Below are 20277 nucleotides of genomic sequence, written 5' to 3' on the forward strand. Positions count from 1 at the left end.
AGGTGCGCGGATGGATACGGTCACGATCAAGGCAAAGGGCATTTCGGTCACGCTCGATCTCACTGTCGGCCATATCGCCGACATGACGGTCGACAGCGATGGCCGCCAGCTGAAGCCGCTGCACCGCGCGCCCTGGATCGATGCCGGCGAGACGCTGCCGCCGGACCTGCCTGAAGGCACGGTGCGGCTGTCTGGCGATTTCCTCTGCGCACCGTTTTCGGCCAGCGACATCGAGGCCGCACCGCTGCATGGCTGGCCGGCCAACAGCCCCTGGGATGTCACCGCCAGCGAAGCGACATCCGACGGCTGGCGGGCCGTCTTCCGGTTGCGCCGCACGGTGATGGGCGCGACGGTCGACAAGATCTTCACGCTCCGCAACAGTCATCCCTTCCTCTATCAGGAGCATGTCTTTTCCGGCGGTTCCGGCGCTGTCTCCGCCGCCCACCATCCGATGGCGGCGATGCGCGATGGCGGCCGGCTGGCCTTTTCGCCGAAGCGCTTTGCCGGGACACTGGACGCACCGCTGGAGCCCGATCCGGCCCGCGGCCGCTTCAAGCTTTCCTATCCCGCCCGCTCGACCGATCTGACGCGCTTTCCAGCCACTGGCGGCGGCACGCTCGATCTCACCGACTACCGCATGGAGGATGAGCGCGAGGATTTCATCACCCTGGTCGAAGCCGATCATGACGGTCCGGGCTGGACGGCGCTGGCGCGCCGGGCCGAACAGGATCTGGTGCTGGTGCTGAAGAACCCGGCGGAGCTTCCGGTCACCATGCTGTGGTTCAGCAATGGCGGCCGCGACTACGCGCCGTGGAGCAGCCGCCATCGCGGCGTGCTCGGCATCGAGGACGGCCGCGCCGCCATCGGCCATGCCGCATCGATCGACGACAATTGGCTGAAGCGCGAAGGGGTCGCGACCGCTTTTACCCTCGGCGGCGAAGTCTCCTTCCGCCATGTCATCGGCGCGCTGCCGCAGGCAAACGGCGAGCCGCCGCGCGCTATCGGGACAGCCTCAGGTCACATGCGTCTCACCGGAGCCGATGGTTCGACCCGCGATGTCAGGTTCGACAGCGATTTCCTGCGGATCGGCCAGCCCGGCTGATTTTCGAACGCTGGCCCTGCCCCTCACCTGCCTGCCGGCATCCTCGACACACGGCACATGGAGCTTGTCCGCCGCATCGCCGCGCCAACCAATCTGCTTGGCGCTGCGGCGGACGCATAGGGGGAGAAGTGTTACCCATCTATCGGCTGGACACCGGCAGGGCGACGAGGGGCGGCGCTGACGTGGCGGATGTCGTGAGATTGCCCAAATCGCGGTTTGAAATTTCCTCAAACTGCCGACAAGATGCAAAGCATAACTGGAAGCGCCCAATGTCCGAAATCGCCCATCTCGCCGCCACCATCTTCAAGCGCGCCGGCAAGGCGAAACGCTTCATCGTCGCCATTGCCGGCCCGCCCGGCGCCGGCAAGTCGACGCTCTCGGCCGGGCTGCATGATCTGCTGCCGGAGGGCGCGGCTGAAGTCGTGCCGATGGACGGCTTCCACTATGACGACATCGTGCTCGACCAGCGCGGCCTGCGGCCAAGAAAGGGCGCGCCGGAGACTTTCGACTTCGCCGGCTTCGAGACGCTGTTGAAGCGCATCCGTTCGGGCGAGCCAGACATCGCCATTCCGGTGTTCGACCGCAGCATGGAATTGTCGCGCGCCGCCGCCTCCATCGTTGCCGCCGAGACCAAGTTCATCCTGGTCGAAGGCAATTACCTCCTGCTCGACGAGGAGCCGTGGTCGCGGCTGGCGCCGCTGTTCGACTTCACCATCTTTGTCGATGTGCCGCGGGCCGAACTCGAGCGCCGCCTTCTGGTGCGCTGGCACGTGCATGGCCGCTCCGACGAAGACGCCCGCGCCTGGATCGCTTCCAACGACATGCCCAACATCGATCGCGTGCTCGGCCATCGCAGGTCCGCCGACCTGGTTGTTGGCGATCCCGCATAGTTCGCTGGACTTCGGAACGGGAACCTTAAGACTTTCAGGTCGTTATCTCTCATCGGCAATCGTGCCGCCGTGAGGGAACCGTCAGATGGCAACCAAGGCAAAAACACCCGTCAAGAGCAAGAGCGCTCAGCCCAAGGCCAGGCAGGCAAAGGCCACTCAGGCCAAGGCAGGCGCGGGCCCGGCGATCGCCGAGCGGTCCAAGGACGCAAAACCGGCTTTCGGCAAAGCGGCGCCAAAGAAGGTAGAACCGGTCGCGACGGCGAAGGTGGCGGCGAACACCGCCAAACCCAAGAAGCCGGCAAGCAGCGGCTCGGTGGCCGGCGGCGCCATGCGCACGGTCAAGGCGACCGCCAATGTCGCCGCTGGTGCGGTGGCGGCGACAGCCAGGGGCGCCGCGTCGCTCGCTGCGTCCGTCATCGGCAAGGGCGGCTCGAAAAGCAAGGCCAAGGCGAAATAGACCTGGTTGCTTCGGCCGGCCGAGGTCAATTCCTGGCGGGAATGGTCAGGCCGCGCTGCACCGCGGGCCGCGCCAGCCCGCGCTCCAGCCATGCCGCGACGGTGGGGAAGTCGTCGAAGCCGACGAGTTCGCGCGCCTCGTAGAAGCCGATCAGATTGCGCACCCAGCCCAGCATCGAAATGTCGGCGATCGTATAGTCGTCGTCCATGATCCAGGTTCGACCCTTCAGCCGCGTCTCCAGCACCCCGATCAGCCGCCGCGATTCATTGCGGTAGCGATCCAGCGGCCGCTTGTCGGCGATCTCGCGCCCGGCGAATTTGTTGAAAAACCCGACCTGTCCGAAAATCGGTCCGATCGCCGCCATCTGGAAGAACACCCATTGGATGGTCTCGTAGCGCCGCGCCGGATCGGCAGGGATCAGCTTGCCGGTCTTGTCGGTGAGGTAGAGCAGGATGGCGCCGGATTCGAACAGGCCGAATGGCCTGCCGCCCGGCCCGTCGGGGTCGATGATCGCGGGTATCTTGCCGTTCGGGTTCAGCGACAGGAATTCCGGCGTCCAGCTCTGGTCCTTGCCGATATCCACCAGATGCGCCTCGTAGGGGAGGCCGAGTTCTTCCAGCGCGATCGAGACTTTCACCCCATTCGGCGTCGTCGCGGAATAGAGCTGCAGGCGGTCGGGGTGGCTGGCCGGCCAGCGCTTGGTGATCGGAAAGGCGGACAGGTCGGTCATCGAAAGCTCCGGTCGGGAATTTGGCGCGGTATCGCGCCGTCTGGCGAGTTGCGAAGGATTATCCTCGGCTTCTTTGCCGATCAACCGGTCGAAGGTGCACACACCGTCTTCGCAGTCATTCAGGGCCAGTCGCTCAGGCCAGTCGCTTGCCGTCAGACCGCCTTGAACGCCACCACGGCATTGGTGCCGCCGAAGGCAAAACCGTTGCTGATCGCCGCGCGCACCTTGCGCTCGCGCGCCACATTCGGCGTGATGTCGAGATCGCAGTCGGGGTCGGCCTGCCGGAAATTGGCCGTCGGCGGCACGATGCCTTCGCGGATCGCCATCACGCAGGCGATCATTTCCAGGCCGCCCGAGGCGCCGAGGCAATGGGCATGCATCGACTTGGTCGACGACACCGACAGCTTATAGGCATGGTCGCCGAAGACGCGCTTGATTGCCGCCGTCTCGATCTGGTCGTTGGCCTTGGTGCCGGTGCCGTGGGCGTTGAGATAGTCGACGTCCTCGGGATTGAGCCCGGCGTCCGCCAGGCAGGCGCGCATCGCCGCCGTCGGTCCCTCGACAGTCGGCGCGACGATATCGGAAGCGTCGGCGGAAAGGCCGGCTCCGGCAAATTCGGCCAGAATGGTCGCGCCGCGCGCCATGGCGTGTTCATACGTTTCCAGCACCGCCATTCCAGCACCTTCGCCGAGCGACAGGCCTTGGCGATCGGCCGAGAACGGCCGGCAGGTATCGGGCGCCAGCACCCGCAGGGCCTCCCAGCCCTTCAGGATGCCCCAAAGCAGCGGCGCGTCGGTGCCGCCGGCGACCATGACATCGGCGCGGCCGAGCCGGATCTGGTCGACCGCCGAGGCAAAGGCGTGATTGGACGAGGAGCAGGCCGAAGTGACGCCGAACACCGGCCCGCGCAGGCCGAGATTCATGCTGACATGGCCGGATGCCGCACTCGGCATCACTTTCGGCACGGTGAAGATGCCGGCCCGGTTCTTGCCGTCGACCAGGATGGCGCGATAGTTCTCCTCGATCGCCTCCCAGCCGCAGACGCCGACGCCGACAACCGCGCCCATCCGGTAGGTGGTTGCTTCAGTCGATGTCAGGCCGGCATGCTGCATGGCTTCGCGCGCGGCAATCGTCGCCAAAAGGCTGAAGCGGTCCATCGACACGGTCTGCTTGTGGCTGATGCCATGGTCGGGCAGCGTCTTGATTTCGCAGCCGACCTTGACCTTCAAATCATGCAAACCGGGATTGCTGATTTGACCGATGGCCGATCGGCCGGCCCGCATTTCGTTCCAGATTGCAGGCGCATTGGCGCCGAGCCCGCATATGCCGCCGATGCCGGTAATGACGACGCGCTTTTGCATTCAGCTCAGGCTTTTTTCGCAATCAGCGCGCGAACAGCCTCAACCATATCGCCGACATTCTTGAGATTGCTCCAGGCATCGACCGTGTTCATCTCGATCTCGATGCCGTACTGCTCCTCGAGATCGAAGATGATCTCGGTCAGTTCCAGGGAATGGATGCCAAGCGCGGTCAATTCCGTATTGGTGGTGATCTCTTCGCCACCGGGCTCCGCATGTGCCCTGATCTTGGCGATGATTTCCGTTGCCAGCTCGTCAGCCATTCGATTCCTTCCCCAATTTTATAACGTCGCGGTGCCGATTGGTTGGCGCCCCTGTTGCCTGGACTGAAATCGCCGTCGCCTTCAAAAACCCGCCAGGCGCAGCATGACCGTTCCAAAGAGGCTCCCTCTATAGAAACGGAAACGCTGTCAAGCAACAAGCTATATCAACAAGCACCATATCGACAAAGCGCCGGGAGTGCTTAACGTTAGCGCCGTGGATACGTTGCAGCATGTCTTGATCCCAGCTCTTCCGGCCCAGCGCGCGGCCGGGGCGGCCCGGCTTGCGTGCGGCGTCAGGGATGGACGCACCCGGCTTTTGCGCCTCTATCAGGACGGCTCGGCCAAAATCCGCATGCCGGCCGTTGCGGCCGATCCGCTCGAAGCCGTGCTCATCAACACCGCCGGCGGTCTGACCGGCGGCGATCGGCTCGGCTGGGAAATCGATGTCGGGCCAGGTGCCTCCGCCTCGATAACCACCCAGGCCTGCGAAAAGATCTATCGTGCCGCTAGCGACCGCGCCGAAGTTCGGGTGAAGCTCAGCGTCGGCGCGGGCGGGCGTATCGGCTGGCTGCCCCAGGAAACCATCGTCTTCGACCGCTCGGCCTTTGCCCGCACGCTCGAGGTCGAGCTTGCCGCAGGCGCCGAGGCATTGCTGCTTGAAGCCACCATATTCGGCCGCCTCGCCATGGGCGAAGAGGCCGCGCACGGCCATTTCCACGACCGTTGGCGTGTCCGCCAGGATGGTGCGCTCGTTCATGCCGAGGATTTCCGCATCGGGCCGGCTATCGCGGCGGCACTTGGCCGCCCGGCGGTCGCCGGCGGCGCCATTGCCGCTGCGACGCTGCTGATGGTCTCGCCGCAGGCCGAAGCCTTGCTCGATCCGGCCCGCGACATCGTCGGCGCCGACGGCGATGCCAGCGCCTGGAGCGTCAAAAAATCTGGCAAGCTTCTTGCGAGGCTGTTTGCCGAGGACGGCTATCAGCTGCGCAAGCGGCTGGTTCCGCTCGTCGAACTGCTCAACGGGCGGGCGGGTCTGCCCAAATTATGGGCACTCTGAGCCAAATACAGGCCAAATCCAGGAAAGCGCATGAACCTGACGCCGCGTGAAAAGGACAAGCTGCTCATCGCCATGGCGGCGATCGTGGCGCGCAAGCGGCTGGAACGCGGCGTCAAGCTCAATCACCCCGAAGCGATCGCGCTGATCACCGATTTCGTCGTCGAGGGCGCCCGCGACGGCCGCCCGGTCGCCGAACTGATGGAGGCCGGCGCCCATGTCATCACCCGCGCGCAGGTGATGGAAGGCATCGCCGAGATGATCCACGACGTGCAGGTCGAGGCGACCTTTCCCGACGGCACCAAGCTGGTGACCGTTCACGAACCGATCAGGTGAGGAGAAAACGATGCTGGAGCTGCGACCGAATTGCGAATGCTGCGACAAGGACCTGCCGCCGGAAGCGGCGGACGCGCTGATCTGCACCTTTGAATGCACCTTCTGCGCTGACTGCGCTGAACATGTGCTGGGCGGCGTCTGCCCGAACTGCGGCGGCAATTTTTCCGCACGCCCGATCCGCCCAGTGGAGAAACTGGTGAAATATCCGGCCTCGACCCAACGCGTGCTCAAGGCCGAGGGCTGCGGCCCGCGCAAGGCTGCGTGATTGTTTTCGTGACTTCGAAGGGAAGACCGATGATCTCTGCTTCAACCAAACGCACCACGCTTGCAGCGATCCTGCTGCTGGCGGCGGCGATGCCCGCCTATGCCCATGTCGGCATCGCCACCACCTCGTCCTTCGCGGCGGGCTTCGCGCATCCGCTGTCCGGCCTCGACCATATGACCGTCATGGTCGCCGTCGGCCTGTGGGCGGCGCTCAAGGGCGGCAAGGCGATCTGGGCCTGGCCGCTGGCCTTTGTCGGCGTCATGCTGGTCGGCGGCGCGCTCGGCATGCTCCACGTGCCGGTGCCTTTCGTCGAACCGGGCATCCTTGCCTCCGTCGTCGCGCTTGGCTTGCTGGTGGCGTTGGCGGTCGATCTGCCGGTCTCGGCCGGAGTCGCCATCATTGGCCTGTTCGCGCTGTTCCATGGCCATGCCCACGGCACCGAAGTGCCGGAAAATGCAGGTGGGCTTGACTATATGGCCGGCTTTGCCGTTGCCACCGCACTTCTCCATGCCATGGGCATCGCTGCCGGCCTTGGCCTCGGCATGCGCTTTCGCGGGCTTGCCCGCGCCGCTGGCGCCGCTTGTGCTGCAGTCGGCGGCGGCCTGGTCTTCGGCGTTTTGTGAGGCTAACGATGATTCCCGGCGAAATCATCACCGCAAGCGGCGACATCGAGCTCAACAAGGGGCTGCCGACGGTGACGCTGAAGGTCGCCAACAGCGGCGACCGGCCGATCCAGGTCGGCAGCCACTACCATTTCTTCGAGACCAATGAGGGGTTGAAATTCGACCGCGACAAAGCGCGCGGCATGCGTCTGGACATTGCCGCCGGCACCGCGATGCGCTTCGAACCGGGACAAGAGCGGGACGTCACGCTGGTGCCGTTCGGAGGAAAACGCGAGGTCTACGGTTTTCAGCAGAAGATCATGGGCAGGCTGTGAGATCGACGGGGTCGAGCGCCCTGAGGTCAGTTCGACGGCCTGGCCGCCGCGTAGATGACGATTCTTGCCGAGCCGTCGAATTCCACCGCAAGGACGTCTTCCGTAAGCACGCGCCGCGAATCGATGGCGTTGAACAGCAAGGCGTTGGCGTCGATCTCCTTGCGCAGTTCCGCAATGTCGTCCTGATGCTGTTCGACCTTGCTCTCGACGGCCGGCGGCGGGCCGCCTTCGCTGCGTGCCGCGTCGGTGAGGAAGACGATATCTACTGTATCGAGCTTGGACGTCTTGCGCACGGCGCCGATGTTCTCACGCGTCCGCTCGATCGCGGTGATGATCTTGTTGGTCTGTGGTTCCGTCCGCGCCTCCTCCTGCCGGACATCGGAGCCGACGATCCTGTTGACGGTGTCGGCCCGGTTGACGGCGTCAGCGCTTTCAAGACCTTGCGCGGCTTGCGGGCCGAAAGCTGCGAGAAATGTGCAGGCAGCAAGGCTCTGGAGCCATCTGGTGTCGGCAAAGACAGGCATTGCTCGCTCCTGGTGGACTTTTCTGTGCAACGCCGTTCGGCGCCAAAGGGACGAAACGCCTCCTGTCGGGCGAAGGTTCCCTGTGGGCTGGCGGGCCGGGTGCCGGCCCGCCAAGCGCTTCTTTCAGCTTGCCTTCTTGGTGACAAGGGTCAGCGCGCCATCGGTGGTCATGCTGGCGGCGACCACCTGTGCCGAGGTGAGCCCCTTGGCCTCGAGCGCCGACTTGATCTGCGGCGTCGCGTCGATCGAAGAGCGCAGTTTCTGCAGCCCGGCATCGCCACGCTGGGCGATCACCTGATTGACCTGCGTCTGGGTGGCCTTGGGCAATTCGCTGATATCGACGATGTTGACCTTCTGGATCGCCGGCGCCGCCGGCTGAGCGCTGGGCGCCGCCGGCTTCGGTTGCGGCGTGGGCTGCTGCTGGGCGCCGGCTACGGTTGCGGAGGCCAGCGTGGCGGCGGCTGCAAGAACGATGATTTTGCGCATGTATTTTCCTTTCATCGATTTGGCCAAGGGTTTGGCAAACGGGCGGTTTGGGTGGCAGGGCCACCTCAACGGCCAAATGGGATCAGAAGGTGTCGCCGAGCGGGTCATTGCATGACCATTGGATGGCGACGATGTGGAGTTCGGCTGCGGCCGGGCTCTCGTTTGGGGAGCATTGACTGATGGCTAGAATTACCCGCGCCGCCTACGCGCAGATGTATGGCCCGACGGTCGGCGACAGAGTGCGCCTGGCCGATACCGAGCTGTTTATCGAGGTCGAAAAGGACCTCACCGTCCATGGCGAGGAGGTGAAATTCGGCGGCGGCAAGGTCATCCGCGACGGCATGGGCCAGAGCCAGGTGTCGCGCGCCGGCGGCGCGGTCGACACGGTCATCACCAACGCGCTGGTGGTCGATGCCACGGCCGGCATCTTCAAGGCCGATATAGGTCTCAGGGACGGCCGCATCGCGGCGATCGGCAAGGCCGGCAATCCCGACACGCAGGACGGTGTCACCATCATCATCGGCCCCGGTACCGAGATCATCGCCGGCGAGGGCAAGATCCTGACCGCCGGCGGCTTCGACGCGCACATCCACTTCATCTGCCCGCAGCAGATCGACGAAGCGCTGATGTCGGGCATCACCACCATGCTCGGCGGCGGCACCGGCCCGGCGCATGGCACGCTGGCCACCACCTGCACGCCCGGACCCTGGCACATGGCGCGCATGATCCAGTCCTTCGACGCTTTCCCGATGAACATCGGCCTGTCCGGAAAGGGCAACGCCTCGCTGCCGGCGGCGCTCGAGGAAATGGTGCTGGGCGGGGCCTGCTCGCTGAAGCTGCACGAGGACTGGGGCACGACGCCGGCGGCCATCGACTGCTGCCTGTCGGTTGCCGACGATTACGACGTGCAGGTGATGATCCACACCGACACGCTGAACGAATCCGGCTTTGTGGAGAACACCGTCGCCGCCATCAAGGGCCGCACCATCCACGCCTTCCACACCGAAGGCGCCGGCGGCGGCCATGCGCCCGATATCATCAAGGTCTGCGGCCTGCCCAACGTTATTCCGTCTTCGACCAACCCGACCCGGCCCTACACCGTCAACACGCTGGCCGAGCATCTCGACATGCTGATGGTGTGCCATCATCTGTCGCCGTCGATCCCTGAAGACATCGCCTTTGCCGAAAGCCGCATCCGCAAGGAGACCATCGCGGCGGAAGACATTTTGCACGATATCGGCGCCTTCTCGATCATCTCTTCGGACTCGCAGGCCATGGGCCGTGTCGGCGAGGTGGCGATCCGCACCTGGCAGACCGCCGACAAGATGAAGCGCCAGCGCGGGTCATTGCCGCAGGAGACCGGCAACAACGACAATTTCCGCGTCCGCCGCTACATCGCCAAATACACCATCAACCCGGCCATCGCGCATGGGCTGTCCAGGGACATCGGGTCGATCGCGGTCGGCAAGCGCGCCGATCTGGTGCTGTGGAACCCAGCCTTCTTCGGCGTCAAACCGGACATGGTGCTGATCGGCGGCATGATAGCCGCAGCCCCGATGGGCGACCCCAACGCCTCTATCCCGACCCCCCAGCCCATGCACTACCGCCCGATGTTCGGCGCCTATGGCAAGGCCAGGACCAACTCGTCGGTGACCTTCGTTTCGAAGGCGGCGCTGGAGTCCGGCCTGCATGGCAGGCTCGGCGTCGACAAGCAGTTCGTCGCGGTCGAAAATACCCGCGGCGGCATCGGCAAGCACTCGATGATCCTCAACGACGCCACGCCGCATATCGAGGTCGACCCGGAGACTTACGAGGTGCGCGCCGATGGCGAGCTACTGACCTGCGAGCCGGCAAGCGTGCTACCGATGGCGCAGCGGTATTTCCTGTTTTGAGGCGAGGGGCGATTTGATCGACCCGGCAAATTCCGTTGCGACCCGGTCGGTCCCACCGCAATATGCGGCTCAAAGAACCGCGTAGCAGGTCATGGTCACCGAAATAGCCTCCGCCCACGACATCTTCCCGCATATCCGCATCGTCATGGGCATGGTGATCGGACTTGGCGTCGCTCGCCTGCTGTCGGGGGTGGCGCGAATCGTCCAGCATCCCGGCCAGTACAGGCTCTATCCCGTGCACCTCGGCTGGGTCGCCTCCATGCTGTTGCTGCTGGTGCATTTCTGGTGGTGGGAGTTCGGCCTCTACACCATAGAGGTCTGGACTTTCGGCAAGTACCTGTTCCTGATCTTCTACGCCATCACGCTGTTCCTGCTGTGCGCGCTGCTGTTTCCGGATTCGATGCTCGACTACACCAGCTACGAGGATTTCTTCTATTCACGCCGTGGCTGGTTCTTCGGCCTGCTGGCGACGACCTATCTGCTCGACGTCGTCGACACGCTGCTGAAGGGTCCCGAGCATTTCGCCCGCTACGGCAATGAATATCTGTTCCGAACGCCGGTTTTCGTGGTGTTGTGCATCGCCGCCATACTGGTGCGTGACCGCCGCTTCCACATCGCATTCGTCGCCGGCACGCTGATCTATCAGATATCGTTCATCCTGCGGCTCTTCGACACCATCGTCTGAACAGTGGCTATGGTTTAGGGTCGCAGGAAAGAGGGTTCAACCATGTACAAGGCCATCGGATCGCGTGGATCCCGCGTCAGCCGCGTTCTGTGGATGCTCGAGGAACTCGGGCAGCCCTATGAATTCGTCGAGGTCAAATTGCGTTCGCCCGAAGCCTATGCGCTCAACCCGTCGGGCAAGGTGCCGATCCTGATCGATGGCGAACTGACGGTGACTGATTCGGCGGCAATCTGCGTCTATCTCGCCGACAAGCACGCCGACAAAGGCATGGGCGCCAATCCAGGTGTGGCCGGACGCGCCGAAATGGATTCCTGGATGCATTTTGCCCAGTCCGAGTTCGAAGCGCCGCTGTGGAACAAGCTGCGCCACCGCTTCCTGTTGCCGAAGGACGTGCGGGTCGATGTCGGCCCCGCCGCCGCCTACGATTTCGCCTCGGAGGCCAAGGCGCTCGACGGCCGGCTGGGGGATCGGGAGTTTGCGCTGGGCGACCGGTTTTCCGCCGTCGACGTGCTGTTGGGCGACATGGGCGGCTGGGCCCGCGCCGGAAAATTTCCGATCGAATCCGAGCGCGTCAACGCGTATTTCGACCGCGTCCTGGCGGGGCCTGCCCGTGCGAGAGCCCAGGCTAACGGTGGAGCCATGCGATGAAACTCAACCTGAACACCGACTTCACCAAGTTCCCGCGCGCCGTCTCGGTGGTGCCTGCCGGCACTGCCGGAACCACGGCCCCATCCGGCCGTGCCGTCCTGCCCCATGACGAGCGTCATTTGCGCCGCCGCGCCATCGAGCTTGCCGACGGCAGCAAGGTGCTGGTCGACCTGCCGAAACCCGTGACCTTGAACGATGGCGACCGGCTGGTGTTGGAGGATGGCGCACATATCGAGATCACTGCCGCACCCGAAGAGGTCTACGACATCCGCGCCCGCCACGCCGTGCATCTGACCGAACTCGCCTGGCATATCGGCAACCGGCATCTGGCGGCTGCGATCGAGCCCAGCCGCATCCTGATTTTGCGCGACCATGTCATCAAGGCTATGCTGGAAGGGCTGGGCGCCACGGTGCGCGAAGTCTCCGAACCGTTCAAGCCGGTGCGCGGCGCCTATTCCGCCCAAGGTGCGCATGGTCACGAGCACGGCCATGCGCATGCGCACGCCGAAGCGCATTCCCATGATGGACGTTCCCACGCACACAGCGAGTCGCATTCGCACAGCCATTCCCATGACGGGCATCATCACGATCATGACTGACCAGCCATCCGGCATCGCTTTGCTGCGGCTCATGGCGTGGCTGTCGCCGGCCTTTCCCGTTGGCGGCTTTGCCTACAGCCATGGACTCGAGCCTGCCGTGCAAGACGGGCTGGTTGCCGATACCGCCAGCCTCGCCTTCTGGCTGGAGACGCTGGTCGAGATGGGCTCGGGCTGGAACGACGCCGTGCTCTTCGCGGAAAGCTGGCGCCGCGCCCGCGACGGCGGCGACCTCCATGAAGGCGACCTCCATGAAATTGCCGATCTCGCCGAAGCGCTGGCCGGCTCGCGTGAGCGCCACACCGAAACCATGCTGCAAGGCGCCGCCTTCCTGAAAGCGGCAGCGGCGTGGGCGAATCCGGTATTGGGCCGCCTGCCGGCCGAATGCGCCTACTGTGTCGCCGTCGGCGCCGTTGTTGGCGGCAACGGCATCGCGCTTCAGGACGCGATGTCGGCCTTCCTGCAGGCCTTCTTCTCCAACCTCGTTCAGGCGGCGATCCGACTCGGAATCGTCGGCCAGACGGACGCCATGGCCTTGCTCGCCGGCTTCGAGCCGTTGGCGCTGTCGACGGCCGCGCGCGCCGCCGGCTCGACATTGGACGATCTCGGCGGCTGCGCCTTCATCTCCGACATCATGGCGATGAAGCACGAGACGCAGTATTCCAGGCTGTTCCGCTCATGATCGTCCTCGCCTTCGCCCTCTCGGCCGTCCTGCTGCTGATCACCGCGCTGCATGTCTATTGGGGCCTTGGCGGCATCTGGCCGGGCAGGGACGGCGTCTCCTGCGCCCACGCCGTCGTCGGCTTTCGCGGCGTCGACGAGATGCCGACGCCGTTTGCCTGTTTCGCCGTTGCCGCGTGCCTGTGCCTGGCGACACTGTGGCCGCTGGCGCTGACAGGGGTCTTCGCCACCCCCTTTCCAAGGGAAGGCCTTTCCGCCACAGCGCTGCTCATAGGGCTGGTCTTCCTCGGCCGCGGCATTGCCGGCTTCACGCCGTGGTGGCGCCGTGTGGCGCCGGAACAGCCTTTTGCGCGGCTCGATATCAGCTTCTATTCGCCGCTCTGCCTGTTGATCGGGCTCAGCTTCGCCATCCTCGCCATCACGGAGTTTTCGGCATGACGGAGTTTTCGGTATGACTCAGGCAAACGGTCCCCTGCGTATCGGCATCGGCGGTCCCGTCGGCTCCGGCAAGACGACGCTCACCGAAAAGCTCTGCAAGGCGCTGCGCGACGATTTCTCCATCGCCGTCGTCACCAACGACATCTACACCAAGGAAGACGCCATGATGCTGGCCCGCCTGCAGGCGCTGCCTGAGGACCGCATCGTCGGCGTGGAGACCGGCGGCTGCCCGCACACCGCCATCCGTGAGGACGCCTCGATCAATTTGCAGGCGATCGCCGGGCTGAACAGGAAATTCCCCGATCTCGACATCGTCTTCATCGAATCCGGCGGCGACAATCTTGCCGCCACCTTCTCGCCGGACCTTGCCGACCTGACCCTCTATGTCATCTCGGTTTGCCAGGGCGAGGAAATCCCCAGGAAGGGCGGGCCGGCGATCACCCGTTCCGATTTCCTGGTCATCAACAAGAGCGATCTGGCGCCCTATGTGAACGTCAACCTCGATGTCATGGAGAGCGACGCCGCCCGAATGCGGGGCAAGCGCCCGTTCGGCTTCACCGACCTGTCGCGCGGCAAGGGACTGCAGGAAGTCATCGAATTCATCGTCGAACATGGCGGGCTGCAGTCGGCTCGCTCGGCGGCCTGACCCAGTACTTACCGGTTGCTGGTCGGCATTGGGCGCGGCATTCTCGGGGAAATGGAGGATTTTTTGATGAGCATCGCCCGTTTGCAGAAAGAGCCGCTGACCAACCTGCCCTATTATGAGGAGCGCGTCGACCTTGCCGCCGCCTTCCGCTGGACGGCGCGGCTCAACATGCATGAAGCCGTGGCCAACCACTTCTCGCTGTCGGTCAACGAGGCCGGCAGCAAATTCCTGATGAACCCCAACCAGGTGCATTTCTCGCGCATCAAGGCGAGCGACCTTTTGCTGATCGACGCCAACGATCCCGAGACATTGTCCGGCCCGAATGCGCCCGACCCGACCGCCTGGGGTCTGCACGGCGCCATTCACCGCAACGTGCCGCATGCGCGCTGCGCCATGCATGTGCATTCCATTCATGCCACTGTGCTTGCGTCGCTGGCCGACTCGACTCTGCCGCCGATCGACCAGAACTCGGCCATGTTCTTCAACCGCCACGTCGTCGATGCCCACTATGGCGGGCTGGCCTTCGAGGAGGAAGGCGAGCGCTGCTCGCAACTGCTCACCGACCCTAAGGTCAAGGTGATGGTGATGGGCAATCACGGCGTCATGGTCATCGGCGACACCGTTGCCGACGCCTTCAACCGCATGTTCTATTTCGAGCGCGCCGCAGAGACCTACATCAAGGCGCTGTGGACCGGCCGGCCTCTGCGCACGCTCTCCGACGCCATTGCCGAAAAGGCCGCCAGCGAGATGGACGACTATCCCGGCCAGGCGGAGCGTCATCTCGCCGAGCTGAAGGCGATCCTCGACGAGGAGGAGCCGGTGTACCGGAGCTAAGCGACCATCCGTGCTTCTCCCGTTTACGCTACGCACTCACCTTCTGTGATTTGTTATGACTGATCGGCGTAAGGCTTGGTTGCCAGGTGGTTCCCCCAATCCGTCGCTGCTTCGCAGCGCCACCTTTCCCTCCTCCGGAGGGAAAGGAAGGGAGCTTTCTGGACGAGCGTTTGACGGCAAAAAGCTTGGCTCGGCGAAGCCGAGACGGAGTGGGGGTCGACCAGCGCAACATTAGACAATGCATGGCCAAGCTGAAGGGAGGATGAGGGGCAGCGCCGACGTTCATAGGCTCACTCAGAGTCCCAACTGAGCCCGCAACTCTTCCGCACTGTTGATCACGACAGCGCCCTTCGGTCCTGCCATCGGCGCTTCCGGCCAGAAGATCGTCCGCATCCCCGCGGCCAGGCCTGATGTGGCGCCGGTAACGCTGTCGTCGACGGCCACCGCGTCTGAAGGATCGACGCCGGCCAGCCATGCGGCGCGCAGGAACGGTTCGGGATGCGGCTTGCCTTCGCGCACGTCGTTTCGGCTGATCGTGCGCATGCCGGGATAGATCAGGCCGACGGCGCTCAGATTTGCATCGACGATCACCCGGTCGGAATTGGACACCACCGCCTGCTGCACGCCGAGCGCGCGCAACTCGTTGAACACTTCGATCGCGCCGGGGCGCGGCTTCAGCGTCTCGGCCATCGGCATGTAGTGATCGTATTTGCGCACGATCCAGTCGTCGAAGGGCAGGTCGAGGCCGAACTCGCTGCGCAGCATCTCGTAGACCGGTGCGGCGGCGACGCCCAGCACCCGCTCATGCAGGTCGGCCGGCGGCGTGATACCGACGCTGCGCAGCGCCGCCACCAAGGCCGCCTCATGCAGCGGCTCGCTGTCGACCAGCGTGCCGTCCATATCCCAGAAAACCGCTTTCGGCGTCATGCGAGGCTCCTTTGCCGATCCCCTTAAAGCGTTTGTATCAGGAGATAAACCGCCGAGCCCGTCCGCTGGCGATTTTCGCTGGGTTGGTTGCCGCGCGGCGGCCGGATCGAAGCAGCAAGCAATTGCCCTGCCGATAGACAATTGCGCGCCGACACATTCCCTGCAAGACTATGACGCTTCGCCCAAGGGCGCGCCAAGGGGCAGGGCTGGAGGCACATTTTGAATTCGCGACAAGATGGCGGCAGCAGCAGGCTGGACGAGGCAGCGCGCGCCGGCTGGCTTTATTATGTTGCCGGCAACACCCAGGACCAGATCGCCGCCACGCTCGGCATTTCCCGGCAGACGGCGCAGCGGCTGGTGTCGCTGGCGGTGTCGGAGGGGCTGATCAAGGTGCGGGTCGACCACCCGATCGCCAATTGCCTCGACCTTGCCGCAAGGCTGAAGTCGCGCTTCGCGCTCGACCTGGTCGAAGTGGTGCCGAGCGATCCGACCTCATCCTCGACCACGATCGGCATTGCCGAGGCGGCCGCGGCCGAGATCGAGCGGCGGCTGCGGTCACCGACGCCCATCGTCTTGGCCATCGGCACCGGCCGCACGCTGAAGGCGGCGATCGAGCAATTGCCGCCGATGGAATGCTCGCAGCACAAGGTTGTGTCCTTGACCGGCAACATCTCGCCCGACGGTTCGGCCGCCTTCTACAACGTCATCTTCACCATGGCCGACCGGGTCAAGGCGCGCTCGTTCCCGATGCCGCTGCCGGTCATCGCCTCGTCGCCGGAAGAGCGCGAGATGCTGCTTGCCCAGCCGATGATCCAACCGACGCTGGCGCTGGCCGCGGAAGCCGACGTGACCTTTGTCGGCATCGGCGATCTCGGCCCGAAGGCGCCGCTCTACGAGGACGGTTTTATCTCGGAAAGCGAGCTGAAGGCTTTGCAAAAGGCTGGCGGCGTCGCCGAGATCGTCGGCTGGGTGTTCGACCGGGAAGGCCGCATGATCGAGGGCATCACCAACGACCGGGTATCGTCGGCAGCCTTGCCGTCACGCGAAAAGTCGCTGGTCATTGCACTCGCCATGGGCGAACGCAAATTGCCGGGCATCCTGGCCGCGGTGAACCGCCGGCTGGTCAATGGCCTCATCACCGACGAGCGGACCGCCACGGCCCTACTCGACGGCGCCTGATCTGGTGATAAAATCGGCACTGCTATTTGTGCCGTCCGCAAACATCATTTCCATCGAGGAAACCCATGTCGCGCTGCAGATGCGGCGACAACTCCCGGACGTCGACGTAGCCGCGTCGGCGGTGCACAAGCAGGGAAAATTCATGCACCAGCAGGGAAAACCAGCTCTGCGCCGGGGTCGAATGGAGCTTTTGCTGTACCGTGGTCATGATCTTCAGCCTCCGCTATGCTTGAACTTGATTGATCGTTGACACCAGATATCGGCCTGATTGCCTCTTGCCGCCAATCAAACGTCGATCACGACCCATAAGGAGGGCTTATGCCCGATCTCAAGGCACCACAGCTCGCCCAGTTGCCGCCGCTGCAGGCCATCAGGGTGTTCGAAGCCGTCGCGCGGCATCTCTCCTTCACCAAGGCCGCGCAGGAACTCGGCATGACGCAGGCCGCCGCCAGTTATCAGATCAAGCTTCTGGAAGAGCGCATCGGTTCGCCGCTGTTCCTGCGCCAGCCGCGACAGATTGTGCTGACGGAACCCGGCCAGCGCCTGGCGCCCGCCGTCAGCGAGGCGTTCAGCCTGCTCTCAAGCGCCTATTCCGCCGCGCGTGGGGGCGCCGATGGTGTGCTGTGTGTCTCGACGCTGCTGACCTTCGCCTCGAACTGGCTGGCGCAGCACCTCGGCTCCTTCCAGGTCGCGCATCCGTCGCTGGCGGTGCGCGTCGATACCTCGAACAGGGTGATCGATTTTGCCCGCGAGGACATGGACATCGCTATCCGCTCCGGCAGCGGCAAGTGGCCTGGAGTGGAGACCCATCTTTTGTTCAAGGCCGATTTCACCCCGGTGCTGAGCCCGGCACTCGCTGCCACCATAGGTGGCGTCCACGAACCCGCCGACCTGTTCAAGCTGCCCATTCTCGATCCCGGCGACATCTGGTGGCGGGAATGGTTCGCCCTTGCCGGCGTCCCGGCGGACGAACTTGCCAGGCGCACCGGCACCAGCATGGGCGCGCAGGCCTATGAGGCGAACGCGGCCATCGCCGGCCATGGTGTGGCGATCCTGACCACCGCATTGTTCAAGACCGAGCTCGCCGCCGGCCGCCTGATCCAGCCCTTCGACCTAGTCGGCGACGACGGCCACGCCTATTGGCTGGTCTACCCGACGGCGCGTCGCAACGTGCCGAAGATAAAAGCCTTCCGGGACTGGATCCTGGCCGAGATCGCCTGCGCCTGAGGGCGAGCGATTCGCGGATTGATTCCGAGATGCAAAGCGAGCCATGGATCCGCGACGAATGCTCGCTTTCGCGGACAAACAGCTGCGATCGGGCCACCCGGTTAACCAAGCTTGACAAAAACGCTGTCGATATCACTCGCCCGGCATAGGCTTGTGCTTGTGACGACCCAATTGAGCAGGATCAATCGTCTGCAGATTGAAACAGGGTCGATCAGCCGGCTGATGAAAGTCTATCGCGTCGAAGAAATCGAAAACAACACCGTGCGCACGACGCACGTGATCGAAGCATTTACGCCGTTTCAAGCTGCCGTGAAGGTAATCGGCCGGGAAGTTAGGCTGCGCAAGGACGAACCCAGCTGGATCCAGGTGACGGAAGTGCTGACCAGAGCCAAGCAAACACGCGACGGCAGGGTTTTCGAATATTCCGTCGGAAGCTACCCGTCCCACGGCTGACGGGCTGGGCCCTATCGCTCCCTTGGCGCCACGATTGGGTTGCGATGGGTCGGCATCAACCCGCTCTCACATCCCGTGCAAACAGCTTCCCAAATCCATTCAATATTCTCTACGCGCTCTGCGCCGCGCGCCGCCTTGTGTGCTGCGCTGCAGCATCGAATCCGGCTTGACATAATTAAGGCCGGGTGAGTAATTGCTCAGTACCAAGGCAAATGCTCATCTTGGTTCATGGGAGGAATTTGATGAAACTGCGCACGCTCACTTTGGGCCTGTTGTCGGCCAGCGCTCTCGCTTTCGCCGCGCACGCCGAATCCATCACCATCGCCACCGTCAACAATGGCGATATGGTCCGCATGCAGAAGCTGACGGACGACTTCACCAAGGCAAACCCCGACATCACGCTCAACTGGGTCACCCTCGAAGAGAACGTGCTGCGCGAGCGCGTCACCACCGACATCGCCACCAAGGGCGGTCAGTACGACGTCATGACCATCGGCACCTACGAGGTTCCGATCTGGGCCAAGCAGAGCTGGCTGCTGCCGCTCGACAAGCTCGGCGACGACTATGATGCCAAGGACATCATCCCGGCCATCGCCGGTGGCCTGTCGGTCGACGGCAAGCTCTATGCCGCGCCCTTCTACGGCGAAAGCTCCTTCGTCATGTACCGCAAGGACCTGATCGAGAAGGCCGGGCTGACCATGCCCGACGCCCCGACCTGGGATTTCATCAAGCAGGCCGCCGACAAGATGACCGATCGCGCCAATGGCGTGAACGGCGTCTGCCTGCGTGGCAAGGCCGGCTGGGGCGAGAACATGGCCTTCCTGACCGCCATGTCGAACTCCTTCGGCGCCCGCTGGTTCGACGAGAACTGGAAGCCGCAATTCGACCAGCCGGAATGGAAGAGCACACTGCAGTTCTATGTCGACCTGATGAAGGCCGACGGTCCTGAGGGCGCTTCGTCCAACGGCTTCAACGAAAACCTGGCGCTGTTCCAGCAGGGCAAGTGCGGCATGTGGATCGACGCCACCGTCGCCGCTTCCTTCGTCTCCGACCCGAAGAACTCGACCGTCGCCGACAAGGTTGGCTACGCACTGGCCCCCGACAATGGCCTGGGCAAGCGCGGCAATTGGCTGTGGGCCTGGTCGCTGGCCATTCCCGCCGGCACGCAGAAGGCTGACGCGGCCGAGAAGTTCGTTTCCTGGGCGACCAGCAAGCACTATGCCGAGCTCGTCGCTTCGAAAGAAGGCTGGGCCAACGTTCCTCCGGGCACGCGCTCCTCGCTCTACGCCAATGCCGAGTACCAGAAGGCGGCTCCGTTCGCCAAGATGACGCTGGACTCCATCAACGCCGCCGACCCGACGCATCCGACCGTCAAGCCGGTGCCCTATGTCGGCGTCCAGTTCGTCGCCATCCCTGAATTCCAGGGTCTCGGCACCACGGTCGGCCAGCTCTTCTCGGCCGCACTTGCCGGCCAGTCGAGCGTCGACGACGCCCTGAAGCAGGCCCAGGACGCTGCTACCGCGGCAATGACCGAAGGCGGTTACATCAAGTAAGGCTCCTCCCGGTGCCGAATGCCGGTCGCCTTCCTGGCCGGCAACGGCCGCCCGAATCCCAGTTCGGGCGGCCCCTTTCACACACTTGAAAATTTGGCTGACCTTGAAGGGTGACC

At 64.1% G+C, this 20277-nt stretch carries 27 protein-coding genes; 20 read left to right on the top strand and 7 right to left on the bottom strand.

Going from position 1 to position 20277, the window contains the following annotated elements; translation table 11 throughout:
• Positions 1–10 precede the first annotated feature (10 nt).
• The 3 genes from AC3EMP_RS05380 (at position 11) to AC3EMP_RS05390 (ending at position 2449) form a co-directional block, all read left to right on the top strand.
• Entirely contained in the window at positions 11–1102 is a 1092-nt protein-coding gene (locus AC3EMP_RS05380) for a hypothetical protein (protein WP_352625013.1), read from the top strand.
• A gap of 269 nt (positions 1103–1371) precedes the next feature.
• On the top strand, positions 1372–1992 hold the full coding sequence (locus tag AC3EMP_RS05385) for a nucleoside triphosphate hydrolase (protein ID WP_352710640.1): 621 nt from the start codon (positions 1372–1374) through the stop codon (positions 1990–1992).
• 85 nt (positions 1993–2077) lie between these two features.
• A complete protein-coding gene (locus AC3EMP_RS05390; protein ID WP_352595094.1) occupies positions 2078–2449 on the top strand; it encodes a hypothetical protein in 372 nt (123 codons plus the stop codon).
• A gap of 25 nt (positions 2450–2474) precedes the next feature.
• Here AC3EMP_RS05390 and AC3EMP_RS05395 read toward each other — a convergent pair whose 3' ends face one another.
• The 3 genes from AC3EMP_RS05395 to AC3EMP_RS05405 form a co-directional block, all read right to left on the bottom strand.
• Positions 2475–3179, bottom strand: a complete 705-nt coding sequence (locus tag AC3EMP_RS05395; RefSeq protein WP_023671224.1) for a glutathione S-transferase family protein — start codon at positions 3177–3179, stop codon at positions 2475–2477.
• 152 nt (positions 3180–3331) lie between these two features.
• Positions 3332–4540, bottom strand: coding sequence for a beta-ketoacyl-[acyl-carrier-protein] synthase family protein (locus AC3EMP_RS05400; RefSeq protein ID WP_023671225.1), 1209 nt, complete (start codon positions 4538–4540; stop codon positions 3332–3334).
• A 5-nt stretch (positions 4541–4545) separates the two neighbouring features.
• Positions 4546–4800, bottom strand: coding sequence for an acyl carrier protein (locus AC3EMP_RS05405; protein ID WP_023671226.1), 255 nt, complete (start codon positions 4798–4800; stop codon positions 4546–4548).
• Between the two features lie 235 nt (positions 4801–5035).
• Between AC3EMP_RS05405 and AC3EMP_RS05410 the strand changes: the two genes are divergently transcribed.
• From AC3EMP_RS05410 to AC3EMP_RS05430, 5 genes are read left to right on the top strand one after another with little or no spacing between them, the layout of a single operon-like run.
• A complete protein-coding gene (locus AC3EMP_RS05410) occupies positions 5036–5857 on the top strand; it encodes an urease accessory protein UreD (RefSeq protein WP_352710643.1) in 822 nt (273 codons plus the stop codon).
• Positions 5858–5887: 30 nt separating this feature from the next.
• Positions 5888–6190, top strand: a complete 303-nt coding sequence (locus AC3EMP_RS05415) for an urease subunit gamma (RefSeq protein WP_023671228.1) — start codon at positions 5888–5890, stop codon at positions 6188–6190.
• Between the two features lie 10 nt (positions 6191–6200).
• The gene (locus AC3EMP_RS05420; protein WP_023671229.1) at positions 6201–6455 is read left to right on the top strand and encodes a DUF1272 domain-containing protein; all 255 of its coding nucleotides are present in this window, start codon (positions 6201–6203) and stop codon (positions 6453–6455) included.
• Between the two features lie 29 nt (positions 6456–6484).
• Positions 6485–7078, top strand: a complete 594-nt coding sequence (locus AC3EMP_RS05425; RefSeq protein ID WP_352710644.1) for a HupE/UreJ family protein — start codon at positions 6485–6487, stop codon at positions 7076–7078.
• Between the two features lie 8 nt (positions 7079–7086).
• Positions 7087–7392, top strand: coding sequence for an urease subunit beta (locus AC3EMP_RS05430; protein WP_023671231.1), 306 nt, complete (start codon positions 7087–7089; stop codon positions 7390–7392).
• A gap of 26 nt (positions 7393–7418) precedes the next feature.
• Here the strand turns inward: AC3EMP_RS05430 and AC3EMP_RS05435 are convergent, their stop codons facing one another.
• The gene (locus AC3EMP_RS05435) at positions 7419–7916 is read right to left on the bottom strand and encodes a hypothetical protein (protein WP_023689155.1); all 498 of its coding nucleotides are present in this window, start codon (positions 7914–7916) and stop codon (positions 7419–7421) included.
• Between the two features lie 123 nt (positions 7917–8039).
• Positions 8040–8402, bottom strand: coding sequence for a hypothetical protein (locus tag AC3EMP_RS05440; protein ID WP_023671233.1), 363 nt, complete (start codon positions 8400–8402; stop codon positions 8040–8042).
• 179 nt (positions 8403–8581) lie between these two features.
• Here AC3EMP_RS05440 and ureC point away from each other — a divergent pair, with 179 nt between their 5' ends.
• From ureC to AC3EMP_RS05480, 8 genes are all read left to right on the top strand, one after another.
• Positions 8582–10294 carry an urease subunit alpha gene (gene ureC / locus AC3EMP_RS05445; RefSeq protein ID WP_488494590.1) on the top strand — a complete coding sequence of 571 codons (1713 nt, stop codon included), beginning with the start codon at positions 8582–8584 and terminating at the stop codon, positions 10292–10294.
• A 91-nt stretch (positions 10295–10385) separates the two neighbouring features.
• Positions 10386–10979 (top strand): hypothetical protein, encoded by a 594-nt coding sequence (locus tag AC3EMP_RS05450; RefSeq protein WP_023683601.1) that lies wholly within the window; start codon positions 10386–10388, stop codon positions 10977–10979.
• Positions 10980–11021: 42 nt separating this feature from the next.
• Positions 11022–11627, top strand: a complete 606-nt coding sequence (locus tag AC3EMP_RS05455; protein WP_352595088.1) for a glutathione S-transferase family protein — start codon at positions 11022–11024, stop codon at positions 11625–11627.
• Complete coding sequence (gene ureE / locus AC3EMP_RS05460) at positions 11624–12226, top strand: urease accessory protein UreE (RefSeq protein ID WP_352595085.1); 603 nt, start codon at positions 11624–11626, stop codon at positions 12224–12226. Before AC3EMP_RS05455 ends, ureE begins: the two co-directional genes overlap by 4 nt.
• Entirely contained in the window at positions 12219–12905 is a 687-nt protein-coding gene (locus AC3EMP_RS05465; protein WP_352710647.1) for an urease accessory protein UreF, read from the top strand. The genes ureE and AC3EMP_RS05465 overlap by 8 nt, the downstream gene beginning before the upstream one ends.
• Entirely contained in the window at positions 12902–13342 is a 441-nt protein-coding gene (locus AC3EMP_RS05470; protein WP_023725997.1) for a DUF3995 domain-containing protein, read from the top strand. The genes AC3EMP_RS05465 and AC3EMP_RS05470 overlap by 4 nt, the downstream gene beginning before the upstream one ends.
• Before the next feature lie 13 nt (positions 13343–13355).
• A complete protein-coding gene (gene ureG, locus AC3EMP_RS05475; protein ID WP_352595082.1) occupies positions 13356–13988 on the top strand; it encodes an urease accessory protein UreG in 633 nt (210 codons plus the stop codon).
• A 66-nt stretch (positions 13989–14054) separates the two neighbouring features.
• Positions 14055–14822, top strand: a complete 768-nt coding sequence (locus AC3EMP_RS05480) for a class II aldolase and adducin N-terminal domain-containing protein (protein WP_352519360.1) — start codon at positions 14055–14057, stop codon at positions 14820–14822.
• 294 nt (positions 14823–15116) lie between these two features.
• Here AC3EMP_RS05480 and AC3EMP_RS05485 read toward each other — a convergent pair whose 3' ends face one another.
• Positions 15117–15749 (bottom strand): HAD family hydrolase, encoded by a 633-nt coding sequence (locus tag AC3EMP_RS05485; RefSeq protein ID WP_023671242.1) that lies wholly within the window; start codon positions 15747–15749, stop codon positions 15117–15119.
• A 219-nt stretch (positions 15750–15968) separates the two neighbouring features.
• Here AC3EMP_RS05485 and AC3EMP_RS05490 point away from each other — a divergent pair, with 219 nt between their 5' ends.
• Positions 15969–16928: a sugar-binding transcriptional regulator gene (locus tag AC3EMP_RS05490; RefSeq protein ID WP_023689163.1), complete on the top strand. Its 960-nt coding sequence runs from the start codon at positions 15969–15971 to the stop codon at positions 16926–16928.
• Positions 16929–16950: 22 nt separating this feature from the next.
• Here the strand turns inward: AC3EMP_RS05490 and AC3EMP_RS05495 are convergent, their stop codons facing one another.
• A complete protein-coding gene (locus AC3EMP_RS05495) occupies positions 16951–17136 on the bottom strand; it encodes a hypothetical protein (RefSeq protein ID WP_023689164.1) in 186 nt (61 codons plus the stop codon).
• Between the two features lie 110 nt (positions 17137–17246).
• Here AC3EMP_RS05495 and AC3EMP_RS05500 point away from each other — a divergent pair, with 110 nt between their 5' ends.
• From AC3EMP_RS05500 to AC3EMP_RS05510, 3 genes are all read left to right on the top strand, one after another.
• Positions 17247–18155 (top strand): LysR substrate-binding domain-containing protein, encoded by a 909-nt coding sequence (locus AC3EMP_RS05500; RefSeq protein ID WP_023671245.1) that lies wholly within the window; start codon positions 17247–17249, stop codon positions 18153–18155.
• Between the two features lie 111 nt (positions 18156–18266).
• Positions 18267–18608 (top strand): hypothetical protein, encoded by a 342-nt coding sequence (locus AC3EMP_RS05505; protein ID WP_155921639.1) that lies wholly within the window; start codon positions 18267–18269, stop codon positions 18606–18608.
• A gap of 242 nt (positions 18609–18850) precedes the next feature.
• The gene (locus tag AC3EMP_RS05510) at positions 18851–20161 is read left to right on the top strand and encodes an ABC transporter substrate-binding protein (RefSeq protein ID WP_352595079.1); all 1311 of its coding nucleotides are present in this window, start codon (positions 18851–18853) and stop codon (positions 20159–20161) included.
• The last annotated feature ends 116 nt before the right edge of the window (positions 20162–20277 follow it).

It is taken from the genome of Mesorhizobium sp. P160219 (assembly GCF_057786095.1).